Origin of the sequence: Mycobacterium sp. E183 (genome assembly GCF_001667735.1) — a bacterium.
Lineage (GTDB): Bacteria > Actinomycetota > Actinomycetes > Mycobacteriales > Mycobacteriaceae > Mycobacterium.
This window is the reverse complement of record NZ_LZJN01000155.1, coordinates 22,124-38,831: the sequence shown is the minus strand read 5'-3', so window position 1 is coordinate 38,831 and position 16,708 is coordinate 22,124. Positions and strand designations below refer to the sequence as shown.

The 16,708-nt window shown below is 68.6% G+C and carries 19 protein-coding genes; 13 read left to right on the top strand and 6 right to left on the bottom strand.

Going from position 1 to position 16,708, the window contains the following annotated elements:
• Entirely contained in the window at nucleotides 1–339 is a 339-nt protein-coding gene (locus A5691_RS17870; RefSeq protein ID WP_067783072.1) for a hypothetical protein, read from the bottom strand.
• Between the two features lie 44 nt (nucleotides 340–383).
• Between A5691_RS17870 and A5691_RS17865 the strand changes: the two genes are divergently transcribed.
• Genes A5691_RS17865 through A5691_RS17850 form a run of 4 tightly spaced genes read left to right on the top strand, consistent with a single transcriptional unit; the run spans nucleotide 384 to nucleotide 4,556 of the window.
• Complete coding sequence (locus tag A5691_RS17865; RefSeq protein ID WP_068018888.1) at nucleotides 384–1,697, top strand: hypothetical protein; 1,314 nt, start codon at nucleotides 384–386, stop codon at nucleotides 1,695–1,697.
• Nucleotides 1,694–2,824 carry a hypothetical protein gene (locus A5691_RS17860; RefSeq protein ID WP_068018884.1) on the top strand — a complete coding sequence of 377 codons (1,131 nt, stop codon included), beginning with the start codon at nucleotides 1,694–1,696 and terminating at the stop codon, nucleotides 2,822–2,824. The genes A5691_RS17865 and A5691_RS17860 overlap by 4 nt, the downstream gene beginning before the upstream one ends.
• A 29-nt stretch (nucleotides 2,825–2,853) precedes the next feature.
• Nucleotides 2,854–3,921 carry a dihydrodipicolinate reductase gene (locus A5691_RS17855; RefSeq protein WP_068018881.1) on the top strand — a complete coding sequence of 356 codons (1,068 nt, stop codon included), beginning with the start codon at nucleotides 2,854–2,856 and terminating at the stop codon, nucleotides 3,919–3,921.
• On the top strand, nucleotides 3,918–4,556 hold the full coding sequence (locus A5691_RS17850; protein ID WP_067783077.1) for a cutinase family protein: 639 nt from the start codon (nucleotides 3,918–3,920) through the stop codon (nucleotides 4,554–4,556). The genes A5691_RS17855 and A5691_RS17850 overlap by 4 nt, the downstream gene beginning before the upstream one ends.
• Here the strand turns inward: A5691_RS17850 and A5691_RS17845 are convergent.
• On the bottom strand, nucleotides 4,551–5,825 hold the full coding sequence (locus A5691_RS17845) for a serine hydrolase domain-containing protein (protein WP_068018879.1): 1,275 nt from the start codon (nucleotides 5,823–5,825) through the stop codon (nucleotides 4,551–4,553). The two genes, A5691_RS17850 and A5691_RS17845, sit on opposite strands and share 6 nt — an antisense overlap.
• Before the next feature lie 69 nt (nucleotides 5,826–5,894).
• Nucleotides 5,895–6,047, bottom strand: a complete 153-nt coding sequence (locus A5691_RS28390) for a hypothetical protein (protein WP_197499110.1) — start codon at nucleotides 6,045–6,047, stop codon at nucleotides 5,895–5,897.
• A 60-nt stretch (nucleotides 6,048–6,107) separates the two neighbouring features.
• Here A5691_RS28390 and A5691_RS17840 point away from each other — a divergent pair, with 60 nt between their 5' ends.
• From A5691_RS17840 to A5691_RS17820, 5 genes are all read left to right on the top strand, one after another.
• Nucleotides 6,108–6,281: a CsbD family protein gene (locus tag A5691_RS17840; protein ID WP_055403166.1), complete on the top strand. Its 174-nt coding sequence runs from the start codon at nucleotides 6,108–6,110 to the stop codon at nucleotides 6,279–6,281.
• Complete coding sequence (locus A5691_RS17835; protein ID WP_369807373.1) at nucleotides 6,281–6,988, top strand: cutinase family protein; 708 nt, start codon at nucleotides 6,281–6,283, stop codon at nucleotides 6,986–6,988. The genes A5691_RS17840 and A5691_RS17835 overlap by 1 nt, the downstream gene beginning before the upstream one ends.
• 27 nt (nucleotides 6,989–7,015) lie before the next feature.
• Nucleotides 7,016–7,999, top strand: coding sequence for an NAD-dependent epimerase/dehydratase family protein (locus A5691_RS17830; protein ID WP_067747214.1), 984 nt, complete (start codon nucleotides 7,016–7,018; stop codon nucleotides 7,997–7,999).
• Between the two features lie 155 nt (nucleotides 8,000–8,154).
• Nucleotides 8,155–9,558 carry a wax ester/triacylglycerol synthase family O-acyltransferase gene (locus A5691_RS17825; RefSeq protein WP_068018876.1) on the top strand — a complete coding sequence of 468 codons (1,404 nt, stop codon included), beginning with the start codon at nucleotides 8,155–8,157 and terminating at the stop codon, nucleotides 9,556–9,558.
• A gap of 12 nt (nucleotides 9,559–9,570) precedes the next feature.
• Nucleotides 9,571–10,734, top strand: a complete 1,164-nt coding sequence (locus A5691_RS17820) for a zinc-binding dehydrogenase (protein WP_068018873.1) — start codon at nucleotides 9,571–9,573, stop codon at nucleotides 10,732–10,734.
• Here A5691_RS17820 and A5691_RS17815 read toward each other — a convergent pair.
• Nucleotides 10,718–11,104 carry a PPOX class F420-dependent oxidoreductase gene (locus A5691_RS17815; protein ID WP_067747251.1) on the bottom strand — a complete coding sequence of 129 codons (387 nt, stop codon included), beginning with the start codon at nucleotides 11,102–11,104 and terminating at the stop codon, nucleotides 10,718–10,720. The genes A5691_RS17820 and A5691_RS17815 overlap by 17 nt on opposite strands.
• 110 nt (nucleotides 11,105–11,214) lie before the next feature.
• Between A5691_RS17815 and A5691_RS17810 the strand changes: the two genes are divergently transcribed.
• Nucleotides 11,215–11,796 carry a TetR/AcrR family transcriptional regulator gene (locus A5691_RS17810; protein ID WP_068018870.1) on the top strand — a complete coding sequence of 194 codons (582 nt, stop codon included), beginning with the start codon at nucleotides 11,215–11,217 and terminating at the stop codon, nucleotides 11,794–11,796.
• On the opposite strand, the gene A5691_RS17805 is transcribed toward A5691_RS17810, so the two are convergent.
• Nucleotides 11,776–12,978, bottom strand: a complete 1,203-nt coding sequence (locus tag A5691_RS17805; protein WP_068018867.1) for a cytochrome P450 — start codon at nucleotides 12,976–12,978, stop codon at nucleotides 11,776–11,778. The genes A5691_RS17810 and A5691_RS17805 overlap by 21 nt on opposite strands.
• 8 nt (nucleotides 12,979–12,986) lie before the next feature.
• A complete protein-coding gene (locus A5691_RS17800; protein WP_067747249.1) occupies nucleotides 12,987–13,820 on the bottom strand; it encodes a mycofactocin-coupled SDR family oxidoreductase in 834 nt (277 codons plus the stop codon).
• Nucleotides 13,821–13,929: 109 nt separating this feature from the next.
• On the opposite strand from A5691_RS17800, the gene A5691_RS17795 reads away from it, so the two are divergent.
• The 3 genes from A5691_RS17795 to A5691_RS17785 all read left to right on the top strand — a co-directional run bounded on the left by A5691_RS17795 (nucleotide 13,930) and on the right by A5691_RS17785 (nucleotide 16,707).
• Entirely contained in the window at nucleotides 13,930–14,559 is a 630-nt protein-coding gene (locus tag A5691_RS17795) for a cysteine hydrolase family protein (RefSeq protein ID WP_067747204.1), read from the top strand.
• 73 nt (nucleotides 14,560–14,632) lie between these two features.
• A complete protein-coding gene (locus tag A5691_RS17790; protein WP_068266733.1) occupies nucleotides 14,633–15,949 on the top strand; it encodes a diaminopimelate decarboxylase in 1,317 nt (438 codons plus the stop codon).
• Nucleotides 15,949–16,707: a rhomboid-like protein gene (locus A5691_RS17785; RefSeq protein WP_068018902.1), complete on the top strand. Its 759-nt coding sequence runs from the start codon at nucleotides 15,949–15,951 to the stop codon at nucleotides 16,705–16,707. Before A5691_RS17790 ends, A5691_RS17785 begins: the two co-directional genes overlap by 1 nt.
• Nucleotide 16,708 lies beyond the last annotated feature (1 nt).

The window sequence follows — 16,708 nt, the reverse complement described above, 5'->3', positions numbered from 1 at the left end:
TCACAGCGACGCCACCCACGCCGCGTGCACCGCAAGCACATCGTCGGGCAGCGAAAGGCTCTCCCGTGCAGCGGGATCGAAGGCCACCAGGACCACCAGACCGGGCCGCAGCACCGAGAGGTCGAGATCGTCGCCGCACCGGGCCAACTTGCCGATGAACGTCTCACCGGAGACGGCGACCACCTCGATGAAAACCTGTCGCTCGACCGCGCGCACGGTGCCGACCCCGACGGCGCGGTCCCCTCCGCCCCGACGCCGGGCGGACCGGACCCGGTCGACCAGCACTGACAGCTTCTTCATGCCACCAGCGTGCGGCCGGCGGCCGGCTACCGAACCCAAGTTTTCGGCTGCCGCGTTCGACGCGAAGCCCCTATTCTGGGCAGATGAGCGCGGATTCACAGCTGGCCGTCGCGGTCGGCCACCCCCGCCGGTCGGTGATCGACGCGGCGTGGCGGGCGATCGGCCCCGGTGTGGAGGTGCTCAGCAGCGACGACGGCGGCCCGCTGAGCCGCACCGTCAAACGCATCATCGACCCGCTGGTGCTCCGGTTGCGTTCCAACCCGCAGTATTCGGCACCGGTCGTCACCCCGGAGACGGCCGATGCGATGCGGGAGCTGATCGTCGGCAGCGCAGCCGAATTGCGTTCGGCCGCTGCCTGGTTCGAGGTACTCAAGATGGAGCGGCGGCGGCGGCGCATCCGCACCGGAAACGCCCAGGAACTGTACTTCCCGGTGTGCTTCGAGCTCGCGGTGACGAAAGGCCAACCGGCGGCCGAGGATCAAGAGACGGCGGCCGCGGTGCTGGAAGACGTCCACCAGGGTCGCGACCGCACCGCGATCGAGGTGCTGCATCAGTACCTGGCCGACCCCGAGGCGGTGGCCAAGTTGGCCGACCAGCTCGACCGCAGCTGGCGCGACGTGCGGGCGGGCGCCACCGTCACCGGCCCGTTCCTGGCCGAACTCGCCACCGTCCTGGGACCGGCCAACAGCCACCGCACCACGACGGCCCGGCAGCGCGTCTGGTCGGCGATGATCGCCGACGCGACGCCCTACAACCTGGGCGCGCTGGCCCGCGTCGAGGCGGCGCAACTGCCGTGGTCGATAATCGAGCTGGGGCTGAGTTCGGTTGCGCCGCAACAACGACCGCGCGTGGCCGGCGGGGCCGACAGCGACCGGCCGCTCGACCGCAGCGTGGTGGACCGGGTGCGCGCCACCCTGCGCCGCGCCCTGGACCGCGACGCGCTGCCCGACATTCCCCTGCTCTGCGAGGAGGAAGTCGACCGGGCCTGCGCGCCCTGGGGCCTGCTGTCGGAGGACAAACAGGCCACGCTCGTCGCGGGCATCGAGATCGCGACGGAGTTGGCTCCGCTGGACCCGTCCGTCGCCAGCCGCTACGCCCTCGCGGCGCAGATCCAGGCGCGGCTGCGCAGGGAAGCCTACGTGCTGCACGCCCGCCGTTACCTCGCCGAGGGCGGCCCGATCCATCCACGCCAGCGGCAGGTGGTCGACGACCTCGCCGCGTACGCGCAGCCCTACCTGAGCCGGCTGTGGGCGCGGCTGCACGGGCGCGACGTCTGGCAGGAGCCCTGCGACGATGTCGATGACGTGCGGTCGCTGCTCGAGGGGGTCGCGCGGTCGGTGAGTCTGGATCACCGGCAGCGAATCAAGTCGATGCTGGAATTGCAGGTGGCGGGATGAGATTGGTCGCCGATTCCGGTCTGTGGACTACCGGCCCCACCACCGAGACGACTCCTCTGGCCGCGGTGCTCGAGGTCAGCGGCGCGGTGCTGTCGTGGACCCTGGACGACCCCAACGACGCCAAGGCCCACATCACATTCACCGATTTCGGCCGTGCCGACTGGCTCTGGCGGGTGCTCGGCGAATCCGGGCATGTCGCACTCGCTTCCGCGGTGGGCGGGGCGGACGAGCCAAGCAGCATCGACCTCGCCGGGGTGGACATCCTGCCGGGGTCGGTCGGGCCGCTACGCCGGTTGGCCGTGGGCCACTGGCTGCGGCGCTGGTGGCCCGCGAGTCGACAGGACGGCATCGCCGGCCTCGATCGCGCGCTGCTGGACCTCGAGGTCGCGGTGTTGACCGCCGGCGCGCAAGGCTTCTTCGCCGATGACACCCTGGATTCCGACGTCGCCGGCTTGCTGGCGCCGCACGCCACCGCCCTGGCCGCGCATGTCGCGGACGGTGATCCGCGCGCGGTGGATCTGGTGCGAGCCGGCGCCGGCCTGGCCGACGAATTGGGTGTGGACGGCCCCGGCTGGCCCGAACTGTTTGCCGCGCTTGACGATTCGGCTGCGGTGTTGGTCTTTCCGAGCGGCCGCCGCGACGACTACGCGCTGGCCGCCGGCGCGGACGCGGGCAGGCCCTCCACGGCCCCGATCGCCCGCGGCGTCGGGTCAGTCCACTGGGGCGGGGTTCCGCCCGGGATCTTCGACGCCGGCGAGAACACCGTCGACTGGACGATCGAGGCGGCCGGAACCGCGGTCGTCGCCCACGTGCGGGTGGCCGTCATCGGCCCGGACCCAGCCACCGGCATCGGGGTGCGGCTGCGCTCGGGATCGATTTCCGGCACCGGCGCCCTCGACGCCGACGGCCGCGCGACCCTCCCCCTGGCCGAGGCCGGGCAATGGCCCCTTTCGGAGTCGGCGGCCTGGGATCACGATTGGTCGGCGGCCTCCGTGCTCATCGGGGCCGAGAACGCGGAGTCGGCCGACACCCGCGAGCGGGTGCGCCGGTGGGCGCGGGCGCGGCTGGACCGGCCGGCGGACGACGCCTTTCTCGCCGAGATATTGGCGGCCGAATCCGCCTACTAACCCGGGGCGCGATTCCCTATGCTGAGCGAGTGCCAAACACCTATCGCGTGGTTCAGTGGAACACCGGCAATGTCGGCAAGAGCTCGCTGAAGTCGATAGTCACCAACCCCACCCTGGAGTTGGTGGGTTGCTACGCCTGGTCAGCCGAGAAGGTGGGGCGCGACGCCGGCGACCTCGTCGGCATCGCACCGCTCGGCGTGGCGGCCACCGCCGACGCCGACGCACTGCTCGCGCTCAAACCCGACTGCGTGGTCTACAACCCGATGTGGATCGACGTCGACGAGCTGGTCCGCATTCTGTCGGCGGGCGTCAACGTGGTGACCACGGCGTCGTTCATCACGGGGCACAATCTCGGCAACGGCCGCGAGAAGATTTCGGAGGCCTGCGCCAAGGGCGGCTCGACCATCTTCGGGTCCGGCGTCAGCCCGGGCTTCGCCGAGCTACTGGCCATCGTGTCGGCGATGGTGTGCAACCGGATCGACAAGGTCACGGTCAACGAGGCCGCCGACACCACCTTCTATGACTCACCGGAGACCGAGAAGCCGGTCGGCTTCGGCCAGCCGATCGACCACCCGGACCTGCAGGCGATGGCGGAAAAGGGGACGGCGATCTTCGGGGAGGCCGTCCGGCTGGTGGGTGACGCGCTCGGCGTCGAGCTCGACGAGGTGAAGTGCGTCGCCGAGTTCGCCCAGACCACCGCGGACCTCGAGATGACTTCGTGGACCATCCCCGCGGGATGCGTAGCGGGCGTGTACATCAGCTGGCAGGGTATCGTCGGCGACACCACGTTGATCGACCTGAACGTGCGGTGGCGCAAGGGCCAGACGCTCGAGCCCGACTGGAAGATCGAACAAGACGGCTGGGTCATCCAGATCGACGGGCAACCGACGGTGACCACGAAGGTGGGCTTCCTTCCGCCGCCGTACTTTGCGGCCACCACGCTCGAGGAGTTCATGGACCTCGGCCACATCATGACCGCGATGCCCGCGATCAACGCGATCCCGGCCGTCGTCGCCGCGGCGCCGGGCATCGTCACCTACGCCGACCTTCCGCTGACGCTGCCGCGTGGAAACGCCTATGTCAGCATGGAGCGGTGATCGGGGAGCGCATCTTTCGCGTCGCCGGTCTCGCGGTCCCGGTGTGTGCGGCTCTGCTGAGCGGGCCCATCGGCATTCCTTCCGTCGAGGCCGATCCGTGCCCGGCCGTGGAGGTGGTGTTCGCCCGCGGCACGGGACAGTCCTCCGGCGTCGGCCAGGTGGGCCAGGCGTTCATCGACTCCCTGGGTGCGCAGCTCGCCGGGCGGTCGATGGGCGTTTACGCGGTGAACTACCCGGCGACAACGGCTTTCGCGACGAGTGCCCAAGCCGGTGCCGACGACACGGTCGCTCACGTGCAGGACATGATCGCCCGGTGCCCCAACACGCGGTTGGTGCTCGGCGGGTTTTCTCAGGGGGCGGGTGTGATGGACCTGGCCACCAAGGCCCTACCGCCGCAAGCGGCAGACCACGTCGCGGCGATCGCAGTTTTCGGCAACCCGACCAGCCCACTGGCCGGCACCCTCGCCGGTACGGTGTTCCCGCCGATCGGCCCGCCGTACAGCGCCAAGACCATCGACGAGTGCGCCGACGGTGACCCCGCGTGCTCCGGCGGTGGCAACGTGTTGGCGCACGGCTCGTACGTCCAGTCGGGGATGACGGCTCAAGCCGCGAACTTCGTCGCCGCCCGGCTATAGGGCCGCCTTGCGCCGGGCGGCCTTGGCGTAGGCGGCGCCCAGCTGCGGCACCGGCAGCGGACCCTGGTCGCGGGCGGCCAGGATGGCGTTGCGCAGCGGGCGGGCAAGTCCCGCAAAGGATCCCATGTCGAACAGCAGCGGCGTGAGCAACCGGTTGTGCACGAAGCCGAAGGAGCCGCCCGCCTCGGGGTCGGCCCAGCCCAGCGTTCCCCCGAGGCCGACATGGCCGAATCCGCGCAGCAAGCCCGGCACCGGCGACTCGTGGTAGCCGAGGTGAAACGGCATGGGCACCACCATGTTCGCGTCGGGCCACTTCCGCCGGGCCTGCCCCGCCAGGCCGCGCGTCAGCTCCTCGGACAGATACTTCTTGCCGTCGATGCGGCCGTCGTTGGCCAGCACGGCATACATCTTCGCCAGCCCGCGGCCGGTTACCACGCCGTTGGCGGCCGGAACCTCACCGTCGAGGAAGGGGGTGTCACCCTTGATCAGGGAGACGACACCGGGGAAGTACATCGCGCCCAGGGCGCCGGAGAACGGGAGGCCGGCCATCTTGGGGGCGATGAAGTTGAACACCGGGGCGCGCAGCCGGCCCTGCGGAATCAAGATTTCCGCGGCCCGGGTCGGCGAGCCTTCCGGAGGCCGGCCGAGGTGTAAGCCGTCGGTGTTGAGGGGCCGGGCGACCTCCTGGCGGATCAGCTCCCGCATGCCCTTGCCGGTCACCGCCCTGGCCAGCCCGGACAGCAGCCAGCCGTAGGTCAAAGCGTGATAGGCCTGGACGCCCCGCAAGTGGTCGACGGGCGCGGCGGCGAGGCGCTCCTCCATCAGCGCGTGGTCCATCAACTGGGCCTTCGTGACGCCGCGCAGATGCGACAACCCGGAGCGGTGCCGCAGGACGTCACGCACGGTGATCTCTTCCTTGCCGTTGGCCGCGAACTCGGGCCAATATTCGGCGACGGGCTCGTCGTACGACAGCAGGCCGCGGTCGGCCAGCCGGTGGATCACGGTCGAGGCGACACCCTTGGTCGCCGAGAACACCATCGCCCCGGTGTCGGCGGTCCAGCGCTGGTTGCCGGCCCGGTCCGACCATCCGGTCCAGACGTCGACCACGGGCACGCCGTCGACATAGACGCTCAGCGCCCCGCCACCGAACCGGCGGCCGGGGAACAGCTGCGCGAACAATTTCACGACGTTGGCGAAGTGTGGATCGGCGGCGCCGGAGACGCCGCGCGGCAGGCCGTCGTCGGTGACCAGAAGCACTGACGGTTTCACGGTGCCGCGCCGCCCCGCTACCACGAGGACGAAGCTATCAGCCGGCCCCGCGCAACGGTCCCGTTTCCGCTAGCTGAGCCCGTCCGGCGGCTCGGGGCCGGGTGGGGGCGCGGTCGGCGAGTCCCGCAGATACCGCCGCAACCGGAGCAGCTGATTGACCACCATGCCGATGCCGAGGAGCATCAGCCCCACGACTATTGCGACCACGATTGCGGCGCTCACGACCTCCATCATGGCAGGGCGGGGTTTCAACCTGTGGCAAAGCGGGGTAGCCACAGCGGCATGAGCAACGAAGACAAGCTGAAGAACAAGATCGAGGACCTGGGCGGCCGCGCCAAGGAGGCCATCGGCAAGGCGACCGGCGACCACGAGACCAGGGACGAGGGCCGGGCGGACCAGGCGAAGTCCAGCCTCAAGGACGCCGGTGAAAAGGTGAAAGACGCGTTCAAGAAGTGATCAGGCGTTCCGGGCTGCGCCGGCTGTCGGTGCTCGCTGGACTGGCGGCACTGGCGGCCGGCGCCCTGGTGGCCAGCGCGCCCAGCCCGTCGGCGTCCGCGGATCCGGCGTGTCCCGACGTGGAGGTGGTATTCGCGCGCGGGTCGGGCGAGCCGCCCGGCGTCGGGGGCATCGGCGGGTCGTTCGTGGACGCGCTGCGTTCGCAGATCGGATCCCGATCGCTCGGCGTGTATGCGGTCAATTACCCTGCGAGCACCGACTTTTCAAATCCGAACTTTCCCCAGACCGTGGTCGACGGCATCCGTGACGCCAGCTCGCACGTCGAGGCCACGGCGAAGAACTGCCCCAACACCCGCGAGGTGCTCGGCGGGTATTCGCAGGGCGCCGCGCTAGCCGGGTATGTGACGTCGGCGGCCGTTCCGGCGGGCGTGCCCGCGTCGGCCGTGCCGCCGCCCATGCCGGCGGACGTCGCCAACCACGTCGCCGCGGTCACCCTGTTCGGGACGCCGTCGGGTGACTTCCTGCAGAAGTACCACGCCCCGCCGCTCGCCATCGGCCCGCTGTATCAGCCGAAGACGCTGGAGCTCTGCGCCCAGGGCGATCCGATATGCGGCAGCGCCGGCGGCGACGGCTTCGCCGCGCACACCTCCTACGGAATGAACGGGATGACGGGTCAAGCCGCCAACTTCGCCTCCAGTCACCTGTAGGCCACCCGGTCCTGCAAAGATTCCACCATGCGCGTTCTGATCACAGGCGGTACGGGATTCGTCGGCGGCTGGACGGCCAAGGCCATAGCCGACGCCGGCCACGACATCCGGTTTCTGGTGCGCACCCCCGCCAAGCTGAAGACTTCGGTGGCCGAGTTGGGTGTCGACGTGTCGGACTATGCCGTCGCCGACATCACGGACCGCATGGCGGTGCGCCAGGCGCTGGACGGCTGCGAAGCCGTCGTGCACAGCGCGGCCCTGGTGGCCACCGACCCGCGCCAGACCGCGCAGATGCTCACCACCAATATGCAGGGGGCCCAGAACGTCTTGGGTCAGGCCGTCGAACTCGGCCTGGACCCGATCGTCCACGTGTCCAGTTTCAGCGCGCTCTTCCATGCGGGCCTGGAAGAGCTGTCGGCGGACCTGCCGGTCGTCGGAGGGGCGGACGGTTACGGGACGTCCAAGGCGCAGGTCGAGATCTATGCCCGCGGTCTGCAGGACGCGGGCGCGCCGGTGAACATCACCTACCCGGGCATGGTCATCGGTCCGCCGGTGGGTGACCAGTTCGGTGAGGCCGGCGAAGGCGTCAGGGCCGCCCTGCAGATGCATGTGATCCCGGGCCGGAGCGGGGCCTGGTTGATCGTCGATGTGCGCGATTTGGCAGCGTTGCACGCGGCGCTCCTCGAACCCGGCCGCGGCCCGCGCCGGTACATGGCGGGCGGCCATCGCGTTCCGGCGGCAGAGTTGGCGAAAATGCTCGGCGAGGTGTCCGGGTCGGCGATGGTCTCGGTTCCGATCCCCGATACCGCCCTGCGCGTCGCCGGCGCGGTGATGGATCGCGCCAGCCGGTTCGTACCCTTCGATACGCCCTTCACGTGGGCCGGGATGCAGTACTACACGCAGATGCCGGCGTCCGACGATTCACCGAGCGAGCGGGAACTCGGCATTACCTACCGGGATCCGCAGGAGACTCTGGCTGACACGTTCGAAGCCCTTCGTGCCGTGAGCTGAGCGGGGCGCCGCGTGTCAGAGCTGAGGGACTAACGGCTGCCATACCGGGGCCCTAGTGCCCTCGTCGGCCGTGGTCCACGGAGAGAACATCGCCGTAATATTCGGGCTTCCGCGCACCCAAGCCGGGTGACGGGACATCCGATCGGAGGTACGGCATGACCAAACCGATTCCGCCGCTGGACCTTTCATGGCTGTTGATCGAGTCGCCCTCCGGCACGACGCACGTCGGCGCGATGCTGTTGTTCAAGAAGCCGGCCGGCCGCGCGCCCATAGTGCGCGAAATCGTGGAGGCGTACCGTGCGTGCACGCCGGCGCCGCCCTTCAACTACATTCCGGAGCTGCTCGGCCGGGGCGCCCCCCGGTTCCGGGAGATGACGCAGTGGGACCCGCACTACCACGTCGGACACCTGGCCCTGCCCGCCGGCTCCTCCTACGACGACCTGCTGCGACTCGTCGCCGATCTGCACGAGCCACAACTCGACCGCGACCGCCCGCTTTTCCGGTGTTGGGTGATCGATGGGGTGCCGGGCGGCATGTTCGCGATCTACACCAAGACTCATCACTCGATCATCGACGGCGAGTCCGGTCTGAGGCTTCTGTATGCCGGGTTGAGCATGACGGGGGAACGCGTCGTCCCCGCACCCGCCTTTGCGCTCGGCGCGCCACCGACCAAACAGCACCCACCGACGCCCGTCACGGCGCGCGTGGTCGATTCGATTCGCGGGGCGATCACGCAGGTCGGGGTGTTGAACCAGCTTTCGGTCGGCGCGCTGCGCAAGGTGCTCGCGAGCCGTTTCCGAACGCATCTCGAGGGCAGCCTGCCGTTTACGGCCCAGCACGCACCGACCAATGCCCCGTTGCAGATCGGGCGGAGCTTCGCGACGCTTTCCTTGCCGCTGGAAGAGATGCATGAGATCGGCCGGCGGCTCGGGGCGACCCTGAACGACGTGGCGGTGACCGTCGTCGACGGCGGGCTGCACGCCTATCTCCGGGAGACCGGCCGGGACTTCGCGCACCCCTTCATCGCGATGTGTCCGGTGTCGCTGCGCGACGCCGAGGACACGGCGATAGGCACCCGAGTGTCGGCCCTGTTCCCACGCCTCGGAGAGCCGGGGGCGAGCATGGCGGAACGGATCCATCAGGTCGTGGACTCGGTCGCCCTCTGCAAGAAGGAACTCGCCCGCATGTCCAACGAGGCCGCTATGACCTACGCGGTCGGGTTGGTTGCGCTCGCCGGCCTGGGGGCCTCGACGCACCTCGACCGTGTCGCCCGTCCGGCATGCAACCTCGTCATTTCGAACGTGGCGGGGGCCAGGGAGATCCGGTACCTCAACGGTGCGCGCCTGCTCGGCATCTATCCGATTTCCGCCATCGCCGCCTCGATCGGACTCAACGCCACTTTCGCGTCCTATCACGACAGCATGGACTTCGGCTTCGTCGCCAATGCCGCGGCACTCGACGACATGCCCCACCTTTCCCGGTGCACCCGGCGGGCCTACGACGAGTTGAAACAGGCGGCAGGACTGCAACCGGTTGGTCCTAGATCGGCGACCGTGTAGCAGGATCGAAGAATGAAGAGCGTCACGTGCACCAACGCCAAGCTCGACGTGGTCGACGTCCCGACGCCGACCCCCGCCAAGGGGCAGCTATTGCTCGAGGTGCTCAGGTGTGGCATCTGCGGATCCGACTTGCACGCCCGCCGCCACTGCGACGAGCTCGCCGACGTGATGGCCGAGTCCGGGTACGACGCGTTCATGCGGTCGGATCAGCGCGTCGTGTTCGGTCATGAATTCTGCGGCGAGGTACTCGATTACGGACCCGGCACCCGGAAGGCCCCACGGCCCGGCACACGGGTCGTGGCCCTGCCGCTGCTGCGGCGCGGCAAAGAGGTACACGGGATCGGACTCTCGACGATGGCGCCCGGCGCCTACGCCGAACAGTTGCTCGTTGAGCGGTCGTTGACGTTCGCCGTCCCCAACGGGCTGTCCCCCGACGTCGCCGCGCTGACCGAGCCGATGGCCGTCGCCTGGCACGCCGTCCGGCGCGGCGAGGTGGGCAAAGGCGACGTCGCGATCGTCATCGGTTGCGGGCCAATCGGTCTCGCGGTGATCTGCATGCTCAAGTCGCACGGTGTACGCACCGTGATCGCGAGCGACTTCTCACCTGGCCGCCGGGCGCTGGCGACGGCCTGCGGGGCAGATATCGTCGTCGACCCCGCACAGGAGTCGCCATATGCCACGGACGCGGGCCGCAAACACCTGCACGGCATCCTGGAGGCGTTCGATCTTGCGGTCGGAACGATCGAACGGCTGCAGCGCCTGCGGCTGCCGTGGTGGCATCTCTGGCGCGCCGCCGAGGCCGCCGGCGCCGCGACGCCCAAGCATCCCGTCATCTTCGAGTGCGTCGGCGTGCCCGGGATTATCGACGGCATCATCGCCGGCGCGCCGCTGTTTTCGCGCGTCGTCGTCGTCGGCGTCTGTATGGGTGCCGACCACATCCGTCCGGCGATGGCGATCAACAAAGAGATAGACCTGCGGTTCGTGCTCGGCTACACGCCGCTCGAGTTCCGCGATACGTTGCATATGCTCGCCGACGGCAAGGTCAACGTCGAGCCGCTGATCACCGGGACGGTCGGGCTGTCGGGCGTCGAGGCCGCGTTCGACGCGCTCGGTGACCCCGAGGCGCACGCGAAGATCCTGATCGATCCCAAGAGCGACGCTAAGCGGCCGGCCTGATTTCCAGGCCGACGTGCACCTTGTCGATGCCGCCCCGCACGATCGAATGGGCATAGAACCACCAGGCGTGATACCAGTACCGTTTGAGCACGGCGTTGTAGACGCGCCGCGTCTCGGACTTCGGCAGGACCCGGGCCACGCCCTCGACCGGTTCGCTCTTCGGCTTGCCGAGCGATCCGCTCCTGGCGATCGTCACCCGCGGCGTGTTGTTGATCCGCTTGACCTTCCAGGAGCCGTCGTCGGTGATGACCAGAAGCTTGTCGCCTTCTGGCACACCCCAGATCGCCGTCGGTTTCGGGCGGCCGTCCTTGGTGAACGTCGTCAGGAGCAGGTACTTGGACTGGATGATGTCCCGGAAGCTGGCGGCCACGCTGTGATCCTTCACTTTCTGAAATGTTCGGTCAAACAGTTCCCCGCCGCTCCATCTTCTAATCATGGGCGTTGTTGATTCCCGGTGACCGCCCAACTTAGGGTCCGGTGATGGCCAGGGACTCGACGACCCGCGACTTGCTCATCGACGCAACGATCCAGGTCATGGTCGACGAGGGCTATGCGGCGGCGACTTCGCGCCGGGTGGCGGCAAAGGCCGGCGTGAAACCGGCCCTGGTGCATTACTACTTCCCCTCCATGGACGAGCTGTACCTCGACGTGTTCCGCCGCGGCGCGGCGGCCTATCTCGAGCGCCAAGATCAGGCGCTGGCCTCCGACCGTCCCCTGCATGCCCTGTGGCGAACCCTCATCGAGCCGAAGGACGCCCGGCTGCTGCAGGAGTTCATGGGCCTGGCCAACCACCGCAAGGACATTCGGGCCGAGATCGCGGCGTGGTCCGAACGGTGGCGGAGCCGGCAGATCGCCGCACTCAACCAGGTTGTCCGCGAGAATGCGCTGGATGTCGCGGAATTCCCGCCCGCCGGCCTCGCGGTTGTTATTGCCGCCGTCGGCCAGACCCTCATCATGGAAGGTTCCCTCGGCGCGACGCGCGGCCACGACGAGGCCATCGCGCTCGTCAGCCGGCTCATCGACCGGTTCGAGGCGCCTGACTCAGGGCAGCACCACCTCTAGCCGCTCCCAACCGCGCACCGTCGAGGTCGGTGCGAGTTTCGCTGTCTCGTAGTCGATTCCCCATTCGGGCCAGCGGTTGAGCATCTCGTCCAGCGCGACTCGGCCCTCGAGACGGGCGAGATTGGCGCCGAGGCAGTAGTGCACACCCTTCCCGAACGTGATGTGCGAGATGTTGTCCCGCCGGATGTCGTAGCTGTCCGGGTCGGCGTAGCGGCGGGGGTCGCGATTGGCGGCGCCGAAGAGCAGCAGCATGGCACTGCCCGCCGGAACCGTCGTGCCGTAGCACTCGAAATCCCTGGCCATCCAACGCGCGACGTGCGGTCCCGTCGGTTCGAATCGCAGCGTCTCGTCGACGGTGCGGGTCAACAGCGACCTGTCCTCATAGACCGCGCGGCGCTGGTCGGGATGCTCGGCGAGCACCTTGGCCAGCCAGCCGATCAGCCGGCCGGTCGTCTCGTTGCCGGCGCCGGCGACCACCTGCGTGTAATGCAGCACCTCCTTGCGCGTCAGTTTGCGGTGCACCCCGTCCTCGTCGTCGAACTCAACGTTGAGCAACGTCGTCATCAGGTCATCGGACGGGTGCTTGGACCGCCATTCCACGTAGTCGGCGTAGATCCGGCCGTCAGCGATCGAGTCGGCGTCGGCGACCTTCAACGGAGCGCCCGGCTTGGTTCGCAGGTTGGCGTCGTTCGCGTCGCGCACCGAGACCTGTTCGGATTCCGGGATTCCCAGCAGCATCCCGATCACCCGCATCGGCATCATCGAGGCCAGCTCCGCGATGATGTCGAAGCTCGACGAGCCGACGAGCGGGTCCAGGCACCGCACGCAGTATTGCCGGATCTGGTCCTCGAGTTCGGCCATCCGGCGGGGCGTGAACACGCGAGACATCAGTCCGCGCAACCGTGTGTGTTCGGGCGGATCCTGGAACATCATGACCCCGCCGGGCATCTCGAATTTCGACTGGATCAGCTCGAGGATGTCGCTGCGCCGGTTGGAGAACGCCTCCCAGTTGGCCAGCGCCCGTTCGACGTCGGAATGCCTTGACAGCGCCCAGAAGTCGTAGCGGTCGTTGTAATAGATGGGCGCCTCGTCGCGCAGCCGCGCGTAGGTCGGATACGGATCGGCGATGATGCCGGTGTCGTAAGGGTCGTAGTAGACGGACGTCTCGCTGGTGACGATCATTCGTTCCTCTATTTCAGGCAGCTGCCGGCATCCACCGGCAGCGCGACGCCGGTGATGTAGCGCGCTTCGTCGGAGGCCAGGAACAGCACGGCGTTGCTGATGTCCTCGGGCGTCACCCAAGGGATGGGCAGGTAGTGGAAGCTCTGGCACACCGGCGCGAGGTCGTCGGGTCCGGGGTTCTCCAGTTCGGGCCGGAAAGCGCGGTACGTGGCCTCGTTCAGCAGCAGGGGCGAGCTCGTGTGGGTCGGGAGGACGGCGTTGACCCTGATCATGTGCTGGCCCAATTCGACTGCGAACGAACGCATCAGGCCGATGACCCCATGTTTGGCCGCGACGTAGTGGCCGACGTGTGGGTAGGCCTTGGCCCCCGCCACCGACGACGTCAGGACGATGGAGCCCCCGCGGCCACCGTTCAGGACGTGCGGAACCCCTGCCTTCACCGTCTTCCAGACGCCGCTGAGGTTGACGTCGATCATCTCCTGCCACAGCGGCTCAGGGGTCTTGTGCAGCTTTCCCGCCGTCGTCCCGATGCCGGCGTTGGCGACTATGACATCGAGGCGTCCCAGCTGTTCGACGCCGCTGTCCACCGCGGCGCGCAGCCCGTCGAAATCGCGGACGTCGACTTCGGCGGTGACGATCCGGCCTCCGGCGTCCTTGACCAAGCCGGCGGTCTCGTCGAGATCCTCGGGGGTGGCGCCCTCCACGGGTGACGCCTCGAACTTGCGGCAGATGTCGACGGCGATGATGTCCGCGCCCTCGCGCGCGAGCCGGACGGCGTGACTCCTGCCCTGTCCGCGCGCCGCACCGGTCACGAACGCGACCTTGCCGTCCATCCGGCCCATCGTCACCTCCAAGCGCCGCCTTTTGGGCGATCGCCCAAATTTGTGGCGCACCCATGTGTAGCAGCAGGCAGATCGGTCAGTCAAGGCGTCCACGAGGGATGATGACCGCGTGACGTACAGCAAGGACACGACCGGGCTGGTGTTGATCGATCCGTACAACGACTTCATCTCCCCGGGCGGCAAGGTCTGGGAACGCCTGAAAGGCGTCATCGAGGGCAACGGCTGCGTCACCCACATGAAGCGGGTGCTCGACGCGGCCCGCGGGGCGGACATCCGCGTCTTTTATGCGCTGCATCGCCGATACCGCCCCGGCGATTACGAGACGTGGAAACACATCGCGCCGGTGCAGAAGGCGGCGTGGTCACGCAAGACCTTCGAATTCGGCACCTGGGGCGGTGAGCTTCGCACCGGGTTCGAGCCGCAGCCCGGTGACGTCGTCGCCCACGAGCATTGGTGTTCGAGCGGTTTCGCCAACACCGACCTGGACCTGCAGCTCAAGAGGCACGGCGTTCATCGGCTCATCGTCATGGGACTCATCGCCCACACCTGCCTCGAAGCCACGGTTCGCTACGGCGCGGAGCTCGGGTACGAGGTAACGGTGGTGCGCGACGGGACGGCGGACTACTCGGAGGTCGAGATGCGCGCCGCACTCGAGGTCAACATTCCGAATTACGCGACCGCGATCGTGTCCGCGGACGAGGTGATCGCCTCGATCGCGGCCAGTGTTCCGAATCTGTGAAGATTTGCCGCACGGGTGTGAAGGCTTCGTTAAGAACGCGGCACGCGCCGGGCCGGACCGGCACCGTAGAGGCATGACGCTCTTCGAGCTGCTTCCGTCGCTGAGGCACGGGCTGAACCCGCATCTCGATCGCGCGATCTGGCCGCTGAGCGCCTACGTTGACGACCTGGGCCGGCTCTGCGTGGGCGACGTGGCCGCCGACGACCTCGCCGCCGAATTCGGCACGCCCGCGTACGTGGTGGACGAAGAGGATTTCCGGGCCCGGATTCGGGGCTATCGCGCGACACTGCCCGACGCCGAGCTGATCTACGCCGGGAAGGCGCTGTTGAGCGTCGACGTGGCCCGCTGGGCCGCGGACGAAGGGGCCGGCGTGAACGTCGCCTCGGCCGGCGAGCTGGCCACCGCCGTGGCCGCCGACGTCCCCCCGTCGCAGATCATCCTGGATGGGGTGATCACCGCGGCCGAGCTGTGCGACGCGATCGCCGCCGGTGTCGGACGGATCGTCATCGATACGCCCAGCGAGGTCTCACTCCTGGCCTGCCGGGTGCGTCACCGTCAGCGCGTCCTGGTGGGGGTCATCCCCGACGTTGGGGCGATCGACCAGAAATTCGGCTTCGCGCTATCCGGCGGCCAGGCTGCCGGCGCGCTGAGGCGTGTCCTGGATCAGCCGTGGCTGGATTTGGTGGGGCTGCACTGCCGGCTCGGGTCACAGCTCACCGACGCCTCGCTCTACGGTGAGGCGATCCGCCAGATGATCGGTGTGATGGCCGAGGTCCGCGACCGCCATCAGGTCGTGCTCAGTGAACTCAATCTGGGCGGTGGGCATGCAGTCCCGTACCTCCCGGGCGACCCCGAACTCGACGTACGTGCGCTGGGAACCGTCATCGACGGTGCGCTGGAATCGGCTTGTGGCGAGCACGAATTCCCTCGCCCGCGAATAGTGATCGAGCCGGGCCGCGCCATCGCCGCGCGGGCCGGGATGATGCTCTGCCGGGTGATCGCCGTAAAACGTCAGCCCGGAGGGCACACCTTCGTCGCGGTGGACGGCGGGTCGAGTGACATCCACGGCATGGAGCGGCCCGGCGCGAAATACACGGTGGCGCTGGCCAATCGGCACCGTCCAAGCGTCACCGCACCGGTCACCGTCGTCGGCCGGCATGGCGACGGTCGCGAAATCGCCCGCGACGTCGAGCTGCCCGCGGACATCCGCCCGGGAGATCTGCTGGCCGTCGCGTGCACCGGTGCCTACCAGCACTCGATGGTGCCGAGCCACAGCATGGTGGGCCGCCCGCCCCTGGTCGCGGTCTCCGGTGGCAAGTCGCGTGAACTTGTGCGTAGAGAAACCGTCGCCGACCTGCTGGCGCGCGACCGGGGCTGGACCGGTCAGTGATGGTGTCCCGCACGGACCTTCGTGCGCGCCCCGACCGGCTGCGCGTCACGGCGGCGTATACCGTCATGCTGCTCGCCGTCTCGGTCACCCTGTCGGCGCTGGGTGGGCACACCCGCGCCGCGGTGGTAAGGGATATGAGCACCAACCTGCACAACCTGGCGCACGGCAACCTGGGCAGCCTGGTCGGCAGCGCGTTCGTCAGCGACGGCGGCGATGTCTTCCTCTGGCTGCCGGGCCTGGTGTGCCTGCTGGCGCTGGGTGAACTCATCTGGCGCGGGCGAGGTTTGCTGATCACCTTTGCCGTCGGCCACATCGGCGCCACCGTGATCGTCGCGGTGGGGCTGGTGGCCGCGGTGGAAACGGGATGGCTCCCGTTCTCGGTGGCGCGCGCCACCGACGTCGGGATCAGCTACGGCGCGGTGTGCGTGCTGGGCGCCCTGACCGCATCGATACCGGCCCGCTGGCGCCCGGCCTGGATCGGGTGGTGGCTCGGCGTCGCGTTGATGGCGACGCTCGACGCGGATTTCACCGCGTTCGGTCACGTTCTGGCGCTGCTCCTTGGCATGGGGTTGGCGTTTTGGTTGCCGTCCATCGAGCACTGGACGCCCGTGCACGCGACCCTGCTGGCCGTCGGCGCCGCCTTCGGCTATTTCGTGTTGTCGGGATGGTCGTCGTCGGTGGCTCCCGTCGCCGGATTGACGGGTGTCTTGATCGCCTCGCTCCTGGCCGCCAGGGTGATGCGGCCTACCGCCGCCTAGT

What these genes read in the sequence shown, in the direction of transcription:
- A5691_RS17865 (WP_068018888.1), top strand. Translation starts at nt 384, where the DNA reads ATGAGCGCGGATTCACAGCTGGCCGTCGCGGTCGGCCACCCCCGCCGG.
- A5691_RS17860 (WP_068018884.1), top strand. Translation starts at nt 1,694, where the DNA reads ATGAGATTGGTCGCCGATTCCGGTCTGTGGACTACCGGCCCCACCACC.
- A5691_RS17840 (WP_055403166.1), top strand. Translation starts at nt 6,108, where the DNA reads ATGAGCAACGAAGACAAGCTGAAGAACAAGATCGAGGACCTGGGCGGC.
- A5691_RS17830 (WP_067747214.1), top strand. Translation starts at nt 7,016, where the DNA reads ATGCGCGTTCTGATCACAGGCGGTACGGGATTCGTCGGCGGCTGGACG.
- A5691_RS17825 (WP_068018876.1), top strand. Translation starts at nt 8,155, where the DNA reads ATGACCAAACCGATTCCGCCGCTGGACCTTTCATGGCTGTTGATCGAG.
- A5691_RS17820 (WP_068018873.1), top strand. Translation starts at nt 9,571, where the DNA reads ATGAAGAGCGTCACGTGCACCAACGCCAAGCTCGACGTGGTCGACGTC.
- A5691_RS17810 (WP_068018870.1), top strand. Translation starts at nt 11,215, where the DNA reads ATGGCCAGGGACTCGACGACCCGCGACTTGCTCATCGACGCAACGATC.
- A5691_RS17805 (WP_068018867.1), bottom strand. Translation starts at nt 12,978, where the DNA reads ATGATCGTCACCAGCGAGACGTCCGTCTACTACGACCCTTACGACACC.
- A5691_RS17800 (WP_067747249.1), bottom strand. Translation starts at nt 13,820, where the DNA reads ATGGGCCGGATGGACGGCAAGGTCGCGTTCGTGACCGGTGCGGCGCGC.
- A5691_RS17790 (WP_068266733.1), top strand. Translation starts at nt 14,633, where the DNA reads ATGACGCTCTTCGAGCTGCTTCCGTCGCTGAGGCACGGGCTGAACCCG.
- A5691_RS17785 (WP_068018902.1), top strand. Translation starts at nt 15,949, where the DNA reads ATGGTGTCCCGCACGGACCTTCGTGCGCGCCCCGACCGGCTGCGCGTC.